Here is an 11,922-nt window from a genome sequence, read left to right on the forward strand (position 1 = left end):
ACTCGGCATCGCATACGTCATGACGAAGGATTGCACCAAATATGATCCTCTCGTCCCGGACAGCCCTGCCGACGTAGCAGAAGCCTCTGCTGCGCCCTCGCGCGCGGGGCCACTGCCCTGGTCAACACGCTGGCTTGCGGTCGGCCTCACCGCGCTCGTCATGGGCACGATGGCCTGGATGCTGGACTTCCTGACCGACATCGAACTGGTCGACCAGCTCACCAAACGCGCCGTCGCGCGCTTCGTCGTGCCGGTCCAGGGCTTCTTCTACGGAGAAGGCTCCCGCAGGAACATCGTCGTCGTGCACATCGACGCACAGAGCCTGGCGGAGTCGGGCAGCGCGTCGGTCCTCCCCTACCGCTATCACGCGCGCGTCCTGCGGCAGATCGCCGCAAGGCAGCCGAAGGCAATCTTCGTCGACATCCAGTTCGAACAGACACGCGACGATCCGTCCATCGATCTCCTGGTGGACACCCTGTGCGAAATCAAGACGCAGGGCATCCAGGTTTTCATGGCCGCAGGCGGCGACCCCCAGGGCGGTCGCCTGAGAGCGGAACTGGAGGTTGCCCGCGCAGAAGGCTGCTTCAGGAAGGTGTCGGTTTTCCAGACGCCTGACAGCTTCGACCGGCTTGCGTGGACGTATCCACTGACTGAACGGATCGTCGAAGACCACTACGACTCGGCGGCCCTCGCCCTCTACAACTCGCTTCACCGATCACCCCTCACGAGCGACACGAACAGCAGCATGGCACTGGTGTGGGGGACACGGAGCAGTGCCATGGGCCTCGGCTGGGCAGAGGGAAGAAGCGGTCGGCAGTACTGTCGCGACCGCCAGCTGGAAGATCTTCTGCCCTTCGCCGCCGTGCTGGGGTCTGTGCAGGAAGTCGACTCCCGTCCCCAATGCGTCTTCCACGAAAGCCTGCCAGCCCGGCGACTGCTGCGCGCCACCGATGCGGCAGACAGCGAACGGATTGGCGCCGCCATCCGGGACAAGGCCGTTCTCTACGGCCTCTCATCCAATCCATATGACATGGTGGCGTCGCTCGCGCATGGCGAAATCCCCGGCGTCTACTTTCACGCCATGGCGCTGGACAACCTGATGACCTACGGAAGAAAGTGGAAACGGGCATCCGACGAAAAATCCGGCGGGGCGCTGCTTTACGGCGGCTTCGTGATCGTCAGCCTCGCTTACCTGCTGGCCACGCTGGCAGTGCTCGGCCATGCACGACACCTGCGACAGTGGTCCGGAACGCGATCGATGACCGCCATCGTCGCGCGCCTGCGCGACCGCATCCATGCCGGGGAGCGGCAAAGCGGGCCGCTCGACCGTTATCCGAGAATGCGCGCGACCGGCGTCGCCATGGCAGGTTTCCTGTGGCGGCCGATTCCCGGCCTGCTCATGTCCGCGTTGCGCTTCGTGCTGCTCGCCGCCGGCCCCGGCCTGGTCGTCGCCGTCATCGCCCACCAGTGGCTCGACCTCGGCCTGCTGACATATATCCCCGTTATCGTCATGTGTGCCGGCAGCGAAGCGCTGCAGTCTTCGCGGGAGGTTCTTGCGGCCATGACGGCATCGCTCGCCACACCCGTCCCGCCTGCTCCATCGCCGCCACCCGCTTCGCCCCAGGAGATGCTTCCATGATGAAACCCAAGGTCCGCCTGTACCTGCTCGTCGTGCCCTGCATGCTGTTCGGGTTCTGCATGAACGCCTTTGCCCAGCATCCGCCCATCGTCGGCATCACCAAGGGGGTGAAGGAGTTGCCGCTGTACGCATCGGTCGACGACCTGAAGCCGTCGATGAAGATCGCCGCCTCCGCGCTGCCCCTGCCGCTGGAAGTCATCGCCGTGCAGGGCGATTTCCTAAAGGTCCGCCTGCAACAAGGCGAGCTCTGGCTGGAGGGCGCCGACGTCATCGTCGAACGGCGCGCAACGATTGTCTGCGCCCCCGCGGCGAACAAGCCCCGCCTCACCGCGGCAACCCAGAACGCAGGCAACAACTGCATCTAGACGGGAGGCACCATGCGCAACCCGTTGATCATGGCGCTCGTCGTGCTGACGCTCGGCGCCTGCGCCACGCCCGCCACCCTGATGACGGCCGGCACGACGTCCACGCCGGCGGAGGCGTCCGCCGCCACGGAGGCGGAGCTGGCGAAGGAGCGTGCGGAGGACGTCAACCGGCAGCAGGTCACCGGCGCCGGCCTCGCACGCATCGAGCCCGTTTCCGCGCACCTCAACGCGCTGCTGGACAGGATCCGCAGCGCCGGCCCGCAGCCTGCCCACCCCGCCCAGGTGTTCATCCGCAACGACCCGGGATACATCGCGTTCACCTCGCCCTCGGGGAACATCTACGTCAGTCTCGGCTGGCTGGCGAGCGTCGGCAGCGAGGACGAACTGGTCGCGCTGCTGGCGCATGAGTACGGCCACGCGGCCTCCTCGCACCTGTCGCGGAACTGGATCGGCGCGTCGGGCTACTTCGGGCTGCTCGGCACGGCGGTGGGCGCCATCTCGCGCAACAAGCAGATGCCGCTATCCGTCCCGCTCGCGGTGTCGGTATGGGGTGCGGTGGTGAGCCCGTCCTGGTCACGCTCTCAGGAACTGGAAGCCGACGCCATCGCGCTCGATGTCTCCACATCGCTCGGCTATTCCTACACGCAGGGGCCGAAGGCCTTCCTGGAACGTATCGCCCGGCTTTCGATCTCGCTCGCGCAGAGCGACAAGGCCACGGCAGGCAACAACCTTTTCGCGTTCTCCGAAAGCCATCCCGACCCGGCCGATCGCCTGAGCGCCCTCGACACCCGTTACCGCGAAAAGGCCCAGCGCAACCGCAGCCAGCGCGGCGATGACCCCTGGCTGGCGCTGATGGGCCGCGCAGACGTGAAGGCGCTGTTCCAGGCTTACCAGCAGGCCGCAGACATCCCGAAGATGCTGGTGGATAAGCAGGGCCAGACCAAGGCCATGCAGAGGGTGACCGCCCTCAGGCAAGGACCGGCAAGGGATCATCCCTTCATCCTCACCAACGCGGCGACCGTGTACTGGGCGGCCAACCGGACCCCCGAAATGCTTGCCGCACTCAACCAGGCAACGACCGCCACGGACAGTCAATGGACGCCGTACTTCATGCTGGGCCGTCACTGGCTGGGGCAGCGTCGTTTCGACGATGCAACGACCGTCATGGAAGCGGGCTACCAGCGTTTCGGCAAGCCTGCCGCGCTTTACCCCGCGATGATCGAGCACTACCGCATCGTGCGCGACGCCTCCGCCAAGAACTCGTCCCAGCAACTCAACGCCAACCTGCAACTGCTGGCGCTGCAGTCCCAGTGCATCCTGCAGCCGGACTTCTCGGAGGAATGCACCCAGGCATCGATGACCGACGCACAGCGTGCCCAGGCCAAGCGGCAGGAGGAAGCGTTGAAACGGCAGAACGACCAGAAGCTCCAGGCCCAGATCGAGAAACTCATCAAGGACGGCTTCAAGTAGCCACGGAGGTTGCCCGGGAAATGCGGACGCCGGCTCAGCCGCGCGTCCGCAGGTACTCGCGGAACGCCGCGATGAAGGCCTTGGATTTCGCCGGCACATGGCGGCCCGGCGGATACACCGCGTAGATGCCGGCGGCGGGCAACTGCCAGTCCGCCAGCACGCGCACCAGCCGCCCCGCTTCCACGTCCTCCCGCACCACCATGTCGGCGCTCGCCGTGACGCCTGCGCCTTCGCAGGCAAGCGCGTTCAGCGTGGTGGGCGAATCGGTGCGCAGGGCGGCGCGCATGCGCACGGTGAGGTCCTCGCTCTGCTCATCACCATGCCGGCTGAAGCGCCAGGACAAGGGCGCGGGCAGCAGGCTCAAGGCAATCCAGCGGTGCTCCGCGAGTTGTGACGGGTGGTCGATCGGTCCGTGCGAAGCAAGGTAATCCGGCGTGCATACCACCCATTGCTGCACCTCTCCCAGCATGACCGCGCGCTGTGTCGAATCGCGCAGCCAGCCCATGCGGAAAGCGATGTCGATGCGCGCGGCCACCATGTCCAGCACGGTGTCGGCGGCGACAAGATCGAACTGCATGTCGGGATGCGCGGCGGCGAAGCGCGCGAGCGCCGGCGCCACCATGCCGGCCGCGAAGTCCACCGGCGCGGTGATGCGCAAGGTGCCGCGCAGCGCTTCGCCCCCCTGCGCGACTCGCGCCAGCGCGGACTCGGCTTGAGCGATCAGCGGCGCACTGTCCGCGAACAGTTCGGTGCCGGCCTCGGTCAGCGTCACGCGACGCGTGGTGCGCGAGAACAGCATGACCCCCAGCTCCGCCTCCAGCCGCGCGACCTGCTGGCTGACCAGCGCCTTGGTGCTGCCGAGGCGTTCCGCTGCGGCCGTGAAACCACCTGCGTCCGCCACTGCCACGAAAACCCGCAGGCGATTGAGATCCATCCGCATACCGTCAACAAATCGATAACAATCAATTATTGATCGGCGCGTTTATGTAATCAATTGCGGCGCGCATGATGGCGCCACCTCAACGCACATCGGAGTCCTGACATGAACATCGTCCTCATCGGCGCCACCGGTTTCGTCGGCAGCGCCCTGCTCACCGAGCTGCTATCCCGCGACCACATCGTGACCGTCGCCGGCCGCAGCGCCGACAAGCTGCCCACCCACAAGAACCTGCGTTTCGTGCAGGCCGACGCCTACGACGCCGGCCAGGTCGCCGCCGCGGTGCGCGGGCAGGACGCCGTCATCAGCGCCTTCAACCCCGGCTGGGGCAAGGCGGACATCCATAACCTGTTCCTGAAGGGACACGACGCCATCGTGGCCGGCGTGAAGCAGGCTGGCGTGAAGCGCTTCCTGGAAATCGGCGGTGCCGGCAGCCTGTTCGTCGCACCCGGCGTACAGGCGGTGGACCTGCCCAGCTTCCCGGCCGAGTGGAAGGATGGCGCCCTGGCCGCACGCGAGGCGCTGAACCGCCTGCGCAAGGAAGACTCGCTGGAGTGGAGCTTCATCTCACCGGCCGCGCACCTGGTGCCGGGCGAGCGCACCGGCAAGTTCCGCCTCGGCAGGGACGAGATGCTGATGAGTGGCGATGAGCCCGGCAGCATCTCCACCGCCGACCTCGCGGTGGCCATCGTGAATGAAGTGGAGCTGCCGCAGCACATCCGCCAGCGCTTCACGGCAGCGTACTGAACAGTGCCTGAGCCGCAGCCCGCCACGGCAGGTTGCGGCGAACCCACGACACCTCGAACCCGTCGGCTTGCCGGCAGGGCGACGAGGCACGGCGCATCGTCTCCAGGTCGGTGTGTTTCATCTTCGCCGGCACCTCTCAAGGCATCACCGGCGCTGCCGACCGGCTACACCTCGCGCACCATCCGCACATCCACCTCGCGCTCGACGTAGTTCCACTCCGGCGAAGCACGCAGCGCGGCCACCAGCTCTTCAAAGGCGGCGAGGTCCTGCGCGGAGTACTCGAACCAGGTGAGGAAATCGAAAGGCTCGCTCGTGCCGAGGTCCCGGCAGTGATGCAGGCGGCGGGCAATCGCCGGCAGGTAGCGCAGGCCGATACGGATGTGCTGCGACTGCGCTTCCAGCACGTCGCGGCGTTCGTCCTGCGTCATGGCCCACCAGGCCGCTGACTTGCGGATCGGGATCAGTGCGGCATGCGTCGAACCGGTGCGGCCCAGGCCTTCCTGCCGTGCGACCAGTTCGGTCTTCTCGGGCCGGGTGACGTAGCGTTCATTGCTGGTGATGCCGCGCAGATGCCAGCCCTGCGGCGGCGCACTGAGCGTGCCGCCCACCATGCTCAGGCACGGCACCGCGGGAAGCGTCTCGCCGACCACGGGCGCCACCCGGATCACGCGCCAGTTGCCGATATCCGCACCGATGAAATTGAACAGACGATCCGCTGGAGGAGGCGCAGACATGGCAAGGCCCTTGCATATTGAAACCGCATTCAATCCAGCAAGGATTGCGCCATTCCGGGCGGTGCCGGCACGCGCGGCACGGGACGAGTCAGCGCCGCGGTGGACGCGGATAGCCCTGGGCCAGGATGCGCTCCCAGATCTTCTCCTTCTGCTCCGGGGTGTAGGTGACCCATTGCGCCACCTCATCGATGGTGCGGCCACATCCCTTGCAGATCTCGTCGAAGGTGGCGGTGGAACAGATCGACACGCAGGGCGAGTCGGGACGATCGAAAAGACTATTGCCGCTCATGATGTGCTCGATAATCCTGTGTTGCGTTGAGCGAAGCGGAGCGTAGGCCCGGCGTCGTGGTGCCGGATCTTGTTGGGTGTGGGCTACTCGCCGACGACGTCTGCGCCCTTCGGTGGTACGAACCTGAACAGGTCGGCGCCCAGCGAAGGATTGCGTTCGAACTTCTCGAAGCGTAGTTGCGTGAGCTGGCCGAAGTTGTCCTGCACTTCCATGGCCTGCGGCAGGCCGCCCTTGAAACCGATACGCACCCTCTGGAAGCCGGCCTCCTGCGTCTTCGGCAGCGCCTCCAGCCATTCCAGCTCGCCGTCGGCGCCATCGTTCTTCAGGGTGAAGTTGCGCTCCAGCGCGTTGTCGCCGGCCAGCAGCGCGGCGGGGCTGGCGCCCAGCGAGTCGCCCATCGGCTTGACCACCACCTGGTTGAGGTCCTTGTCGTAGGACCACAACCTGGCGCCGTCACCGACGATGAGCTGGTTGTAGGGCTTGATGTACTCCCAGCGGAACTTGCCGGGGCGCGAGATCAGCATGGTGCCGGATGCGCTCTGCCCGGGCCGGCCGGACTTCGTGGTGACCACCTGCGAGAAGCTGGCGCGCGCGGTGCGCGTCTCGGTGAGGAACTGCTTGAGCTGATCGAGCGACGCGGCCATCGAGCCAGGCGACATGAGCGCAGGCACGGCAGCGGCGATGAGGGTGAGGAGTGTCTTGCGCATGAGTCCGTCGTATCCGTTGGTGGCGGGGTCGCGGCGTATCGCCTGCGACGCCGCGTGCATCATTCTTCGCGTGCCGGTACCAGCACGTCGCGGTTGCCGCTGGGGCCCATCGCGGACACCAGGCCGGCCTTTTCCATCTGCTCGATGAGGCGCGCGGCGCGGTTGTAGCCGATGCGCAGGTGACGCTGCACCAGCGAGATGCTGGGGCGACGCGTCTTGAGCACGACTTCCACGGCCTTGTCGTAGAGCTCGTCGGCTTCGCCGCCTTCACCGCCCTCGCCGAAGTTGTCGCCGTTGAGGCTGCCGCCCCCCTCGCCTTCCTCGCCGCCTGCACCGGTAAGAATGCCTTCGATGTAGTCCGGTTCCCCGGTGGTCTTCAGATGCTCCACGACCTTGTGGACTTCATGGTCGGCCACGAAGGCGCCGTGCATGCGCAGCGGCAGGCCGGTGCCGGGCGCCAGGTAGAGCATGTCGCCCATGCCCAGCAGGGCTTCGGCGCCCATCTGGTCGAGGATGGTGCGCGAGTCGATCTTGCTGCTGACCTGGAAGGCGATGCGCGTCGGGATGTTGGCCTTGATGAGGCCGGTGATGACGTCCACGCTCGGGCGCTGGGTGGCGAGGATGAGGTGGATGCCAGCCGCGCGCGCCTTCTGCGCCAGGCGGGCGATCAGCTCCTCGATCTTCTTGCCGACCACCATCATCAGGTCGGCCAGCTCGTCGATGATCACCACGATCATCGGCATGTTCTCCAGCGGCTCGGGATTGTCCGGGGTGATGGAGAACGGGTTGGTCAGCGGCTTGCCGGCCTTCTGCGCGTCGGCCACCTGCTTGTTGTAGCCGGCCAGGTTGCGCACGCCCAGTGCGGACATCAGCTTGTAGCGGCGCTCCATCTCGCCGACGCACCAGTTGAGCGCGTGGGCGGCATGGCGCATGTCGGTGACCACCGGCGCCAGCAGGTGCGGAATGCCTTCGTACACCGACAGTTCCAGCATCTTCGGGTCGACCATGATCAGTCGCACCTTGTCGGGGCCGGATTTGTAGAGCAGCGACAGGATGATGGCGTTGATCGCCACCGACTTGCCGGAGCCGGTGGTACCGGCCACCAGCACGTGCGGCATCTTGGCGAGGTCGGCCACCGTCGGCACGCCGGAGATGTCCTTGCCGAGCACCATGGTGAGCGGCGAATTCATGTCGTGGTAGGCCTTGGAGCCGAGGATCTCCGACATGCGCACCGTCTGGCGCTTCGGGTTCGGGATCTCCAGGCCCATGCAGGTCTTGCCGGGGATGGTCTCCACCACGCGGATGCTCATCACCGACAGCGCGCGCGCCAGGTCCTTCACGAGGTTGACGATCTGCGCGCCCTTCACGCCCACTGCGGGTTCGATCTCGAAGCGGGTGATGACCGGGCCGGGATAGGCCGCCAGCACCTTCACCTCGACACCGAAGTCGGCGAGCTTGCGTTCGATGAGGCGCGAGGTGTACTCCAGCGACTCCACCGAGGGCGGCTCGACATCGTTGGACGGCGCATCCAGCAAGGTGATGCTGGGCAGCTCGCCGGACGCATCCGCGAACAGGCCCAGCTGCACGCGCGCCTTCTCGACGGCGGGCGCCTGCTCGATGGTGATCTTCGGCGGCTCGATGTGCAGCGGCGGCGGCGGCGCCTCTTCCCGCTTCTTGCGCTCGCGCTTGGCCTTCTCTTCCCGCTTGACTGCCACTTCCTTGCCGGCGCGGCGGTCCTGGCGGGCCTGCCACATCCTTTGCGCGGCCAGCCACGACTGCTCCAGCAAGTGGCCGGTGCGTTCGAAGACGTTGATCCACGAGAAGCCGCCGAACAGGCACAGCCCGCCCGCCCAGGCCGCCAGCAGCAGCAGCGTGCCGCCAGCGAAGCCCAGGTAGCGCTGGGTCAGTTCGCCGACCTCTTCGCCGATGACCCCGCCCGGCTCGCCCGGCAACAGCGCGGTACTGGTGTGGAAGCGCAGGGCCTCAAGGCCGCAACTGGTGAGCAGTACGACCAGGAAGCCGAACAGCACGATGAACAGCGAGCGACGGTCACCTTCCAGGTCTTCGCGGAAACGGCGGCCGCCGATCAGCAGGCCCCAGAACATCAGCGCGACCCACCACCAGGTGGAGCTGCCGAACAGCAGCAGCAGCATGTCCGACAGCCAGGCGCCGAAGCGGCCGCCGGGGTTCTGCACCTGGCTGACCTCCACCGCGTGCGACCAGCCGGGGTCGGCCTTGTCGTAGCCGAACAGGATGATCGCCAGATAGACGCCCAGCGCGGCCAGCACCACCCAGCGCGCCTCGCGCACCAGGCCGGCGATCTTTTCGGGCAGGGGTTGGGCAGGGGTGGAACGGGACAGGGCGCGGAAGAGCATGTGGCAGGAGGTGTGGCAGGCGTAGCGGGCCGGCGGAGGGAATGGCGGCGATTATACCTGTCGGCCCCTGCCCGCCTCACCGCAGCGGATGGCCAGCGGGCACACGCCCCAGCCACACGCGAATACCGGCCAGCGTGCCTCAGGGCTGCGACGACACCCCGTCATGCGCCGCTGCCGACAGGATGGGAAGGCGTGCCACGAAGCGGGTGCCCGCCTCCGCCGTGGACCGGACGTCGAGGCGCCCGCCATGCGCCGCGACGATCTGGGCGCAGATATACAGGCCCAGCCCGAGGCCTTCGCCGCGATGGGGGCTGGCCCGCCGCCAGTAGGGCTCGAAGATGCGTTGCAGGCTGCCCGGATCGATCGGCTCGCCGGCGTTGTGCACCTCCAGCAGCAGCGCATCGTCCTCCACCCAGGCGCTCACCCGCACCGGCTCGTCGGCGGAGCCGTGGGCCAGCGCATTGGCAAGAAGGTTGGAGGCCAGTTGCTGGATGCGCGGCGCGTCGCACCAGGTCGTCTGCGGCACCACCGTCCGGCACACCACCTGGCGGTCGGGGTGCGCATCGCGCAGCTCGTCGACCACCGCTTCCAGCGCCTCGCCGAGTGCGTCGGTGCGGGCAAGCTCCACGCCCAGCCCGCCACCCAGGCGCCCGCGCGCCAGATCCATGGTGTCGGCAATCAGCCCCGCCATGCGACGCGAATTGGCCGCGATGCGCGCGCCCAGGCCCGACACGGTGCCATCCACATGGCGCTGCAGCGCCCCGGCGCAGGCGGCGATGGCCGACAGGGGGTTGCGCAGGTCGTGCCCCAGCACGGCGATGAATTGTTCGCGCAGCTCGCTGCTCTGGCGTTCATTGAGCAGCACGGCCCGCTCCTGCTCGCGCTCGCGCTCGGTGTCGAGCTGCAGGCCGATCAGTTCGGCGAAACGCTCGAACATCGCCAGGGTGCGCGGGTCCGACACCTTGGCCGGCAGCGGGTCGATGGCGCAGAGGTTGCCGAAGTACTCGCCGCTGCTGAGCACCACCGGCACCGACACATAGCTCTCGATGCCGTAGATGCGCGGCGTGTGGTGGGTGCAGTAGGTGGCGTTGCGGCTGGCGTGGTCGATCAGGATCGGCTCGTGCGCGGCCCGCACCTCCTTGCACAGCGTGGTGTGCACATCGAGCTGGCCGCCGGCCTTGAGCCCGAACGCGATCTCGTCATGCACCGCGCACGCCGTCCAGCTGTCGTCGGTCACCCGCGCCACTGCCGCAAAACGCATGCCGGTGGCCTCGCAGATGATGCGCAGGATCGAGGGCACGCAGTCGATGCGACTGACGGTCAGCACGTCCGAAAGAACGGCAGGCGGCAGTGTCGGGACGGCGGCGTGGGGGGCGTCACCGGGGACGTGGATATCAGTCATGCAGAGCGTGGAATACGGAAAGCGGCAAGGTTCCGGCACAGGCGCCTGGCAGCGCCTTCGCCAGACTGGATCATAGGCCGGCCACCCGGCGAAACGCCGCCGGCCGCGCATATTCCATTTACTGATAAAGAACGCAATTATTAGTCGTTATCAAGATAAACGGGCGCATCTACAGTGCGGACACCTTCCTACAACAAGTGATGGAGTCACACCATGCGTACCAAGCTGTTCTCTCGCCTGATCGCCGCCAGCCTGTTCTCGGCTGCGTTCGCAACTCTCCCCGCGCTGGCGCAGACGACGCTGCTCAACGTGTCCTACGACCCGACCCGCGAGCTGTACGAGGATTTCAACAAGGCCTTCGCCGCCAACTGGAAGGCCAAGACCGGCGAGACCGTCACCATCAAGCAATCCCACGGTGGCTCCGGCAAGCAGGCCCGCTCGGTCATCGACGGCCTGGAAGCCGACGTGGTGACCCTGGCCCTGGCCTACGACATCGACGAGATCAACACCATCGGCAAGCTGATCCCGGCTGACTGGCAGAAGCGCCTGCCGCACAACTCCGCGCCCTACACCTCGACCATCGTGTTCCTGGTGCGCAAGGGCAACCCCAAGAAGATCCTGGACTGGAACGACCTGACCCGCAGCGGCGTGGAAGTCATCACCCCGAACCCCAAGACATCCGGCGGCGCCCGCTGGAACTACCTGGCAGCCTGGGCCTACGCCCTCAAGCAACCGGGCGGCAACGACACCACCGCGCAGGCCTTCGTGAAGAAGATCTTCGCCAACGTGAAGGTGCTGGACTCCGGCGCACGCGGCTCCACCACCACTTTCACCGAGCGCGGCATCGGCGACGTGCTGCTGGCTTGGGAAAACGAAGCCTTCCTGGCCGTGAAGGAACTCGGTCCGGACAAGTACGACATCGTCGTGCCCTCGCTGTCCATCCTGGCCGAGCCGCCGGTCACCGTGGTCGACAAGGTGGTCGACAAGAAGAAGACCCGCAAGCAGGCCGAAGCCTACCTGCAGTACCTGTACTCGCCGGAAGGCCAGGAACTGGCGGCCAAGAACTACTACCGCCCGATCGACCCGAAGGTGGCCGAGAAGTACGCCAAGCAGTTCCCCAAGGTCAACCTGGTGACCATCGACAGCTCCTTCGGCGGCTGGACCAAGGCCCAGGCCACCCACTTCGCCGACGGCGGCGTGTTCGACAAGATCTACGGTCAGTAAGCGACACACTGCTGGCGACAGGCCCCTCTCCTC

12 protein-coding genes are annotated in these 11,922 nt (G+C 66.7%); 5 read left to right on the forward strand and 7 right to left on the reverse strand.

Going from position 1 to position 11,922, the window contains the following annotated elements; all coding sequences use genetic code 11:
* Positions 1–19 precede the first annotated feature (19 nt).
* The 3 genes from VVD47_RS04250 to VVD47_RS04260 are packed head-to-tail and all read left to right on the forward strand — an operon-like array spanning position 20 to position 3,474.
* Positions 20–1,639, forward strand: a complete 1,620-nt coding sequence (locus tag VVD47_RS04250) for a CHASE2 domain-containing protein (protein ID WP_327602154.1) — start codon at positions 20–22, stop codon at positions 1,637–1,639.
* Positions 1,636–2,004: a hypothetical protein gene (locus VVD47_RS04255; RefSeq protein WP_327602155.1), complete on the forward strand. Its 369-nt coding sequence runs from the start codon at positions 1,636–1,638 to the stop codon at positions 2,002–2,004. The genes VVD47_RS04250 and VVD47_RS04255 overlap by 4 nt, the downstream gene beginning before the upstream one ends.
* A 12-nt stretch (positions 2,005–2,016) precedes the next feature.
* A complete protein-coding gene (locus VVD47_RS04260) occupies positions 2,017–3,474 on the forward strand; it encodes a M48 family metallopeptidase (protein WP_327602156.1) in 1,458 nt (485 codons plus the stop codon).
* A gap of 34 nt (positions 3,475–3,508) precedes the next feature.
* On the opposite strand, the gene VVD47_RS04265 is transcribed toward VVD47_RS04260, so the two are convergent.
* Positions 3,509–4,408 carry a LysR family transcriptional regulator gene (locus VVD47_RS04265; protein WP_327602157.1) on the reverse strand — a complete coding sequence of 300 codons (900 nt, stop codon included), beginning with the start codon at positions 4,406–4,408 and terminating at the stop codon, positions 3,509–3,511.
* Positions 4,409–4,516: 108 nt separating this feature from the next.
* Here VVD47_RS04265 and VVD47_RS04270 point away from each other — a divergent pair, with 108 nt between their 5' ends.
* Positions 4,517–5,158 (forward strand): NAD(P)-dependent oxidoreductase, encoded by a 642-nt coding sequence (locus VVD47_RS04270; RefSeq protein WP_327602158.1) that lies wholly within the window; start codon positions 4,517–4,519, stop codon positions 5,156–5,158.
* Here the strand turns inward: VVD47_RS04270 and VVD47_RS04275 are convergent.
* From VVD47_RS04275 to VVD47_RS04300, 6 genes are all read right to left on the reverse strand, one after another.
* Complete coding sequence (locus VVD47_RS04275) at positions 5,142–5,279, reverse strand: hypothetical protein (protein ID WP_327602159.1); 138 nt, start codon at positions 5,277–5,279, stop codon at positions 5,142–5,144. The two genes, VVD47_RS04270 and VVD47_RS04275, sit on opposite strands and share 17 nt — an antisense overlap.
* 43 nt (positions 5,280–5,322) lie before the next feature.
* Positions 5,323–5,892: a chlorite dismutase family protein gene (locus VVD47_RS04280; RefSeq protein ID WP_327602160.1), complete on the reverse strand. Its 570-nt coding sequence runs from the start codon at positions 5,890–5,892 to the stop codon at positions 5,323–5,325.
* A gap of 88 nt (positions 5,893–5,980) precedes the next feature.
* The gene (locus VVD47_RS04285; RefSeq protein ID WP_327602161.1) at positions 5,981–6,181 is read right to left on the reverse strand and encodes a DUF1289 domain-containing protein; all 201 of its coding nucleotides are present in this window, start codon (positions 6,179–6,181) and stop codon (positions 5,981–5,983) included.
* An 83-nt stretch (positions 6,182–6,264) separates the two neighbouring features.
* On the reverse strand, positions 6,265–6,888 hold the full coding sequence (gene lolA / locus VVD47_RS04290; protein WP_327602162.1) for an outer membrane lipoprotein chaperone LolA: 624 nt from the start codon (positions 6,886–6,888) through the stop codon (positions 6,265–6,267).
* Positions 6,889–6,947: 59 nt separating this feature from the next.
* The gene (locus VVD47_RS04295) at positions 6,948–9,263 is read right to left on the reverse strand and encodes a DNA translocase FtsK (protein WP_327602163.1); all 2,316 of its coding nucleotides are present in this window, start codon (positions 9,261–9,263) and stop codon (positions 6,948–6,950) included.
* 139 nt (positions 9,264–9,402) lie between these two features.
* A complete protein-coding gene (locus tag VVD47_RS04300) occupies positions 9,403–10,665 on the reverse strand; it encodes a GAF domain-containing sensor histidine kinase (RefSeq protein WP_327602164.1) in 1,263 nt (420 codons plus the stop codon).
* A gap of 213 nt (positions 10,666–10,878) precedes the next feature.
* On the opposite strand from VVD47_RS04300, the gene VVD47_RS04305 reads away from it, so the two are divergent.
* Positions 10,879–11,889 carry a sulfate ABC transporter substrate-binding protein gene (locus VVD47_RS04305; RefSeq protein ID WP_327602165.1) on the forward strand — a complete coding sequence of 337 codons (1,011 nt, stop codon included), beginning with the start codon at positions 10,879–10,881 and terminating at the stop codon, positions 11,887–11,889.
* Positions 11,890–11,922: the final 33 nt, after the last annotated feature.

The organism is Uliginosibacterium sp. H1 (genome assembly GCF_036017065.1).
Taxonomy (GTDB): Bacteria; Pseudomonadota; Gammaproteobacteria; order Burkholderiales; family Rhodocyclaceae; genus Uliginosibacterium.

Coding starts and splice junctions, on each gene's coding strand:
- VVD47_RS04275 (WP_327602159.1), bottom strand. CDS start 5,279: ATGAAACACACCGACCTGGAGACGATGCGCCGTGCCTCGTCGCCCTGC.
- VVD47_RS04250 (WP_327602154.1), top strand. CDS start 20: ATGACGAAGGATTGCACCAAATATGATCCTCTCGTCCCGGACAGCCCT.
- VVD47_RS04260 (WP_327602156.1), top strand. CDS start 2,017: ATGCGCAACCCGTTGATCATGGCGCTCGTCGTGCTGACGCTCGGCGCC.
- VVD47_RS04255 (WP_327602155.1), top strand. CDS start 1,636: ATGATGAAACCCAAGGTCCGCCTGTACCTGCTCGTCGTGCCCTGCATG.
- VVD47_RS04280 (WP_327602160.1), bottom strand. CDS start 5,892: ATGTCTGCGCCTCCTCCAGCGGATCGTCTGTTCAATTTCATCGGTGCG.
- VVD47_RS04300 (WP_327602164.1), bottom strand. CDS start 10,665: ATGACTGATATCCACGTCCCCGGTGACGCCCCCCACGCCGCCGTCCCG.
- VVD47_RS04285 (WP_327602161.1), bottom strand. CDS start 6,181: ATGAGCGGCAATAGTCTTTTCGATCGTCCCGACTCGCCCTGCGTGTCG.
- lolA (WP_327602162.1), bottom strand. CDS start 6,888: ATGCGCAAGACACTCCTCACCCTCATCGCCGCTGCCGTGCCTGCGCTC.
- VVD47_RS04270 (WP_327602158.1), top strand. CDS start 4,517: ATGAACATCGTCCTCATCGGCGCCACCGGTTTCGTCGGCAGCGCCCTG.
- VVD47_RS04265 (WP_327602157.1), bottom strand. CDS start 4,408: ATGGATCTCAATCGCCTGCGGGTTTTCGTGGCAGTGGCGGACGCAGGT.
- VVD47_RS04305 (WP_327602165.1), top strand. CDS start 10,879: ATGCGTACCAAGCTGTTCTCTCGCCTGATCGCCGCCAGCCTGTTCTCG.
- VVD47_RS04295 (WP_327602163.1), bottom strand. CDS start 9,263: ATGCTCTTCCGCGCCCTGTCCCGTTCCACCCCTGCCCAACCCCTGCCC.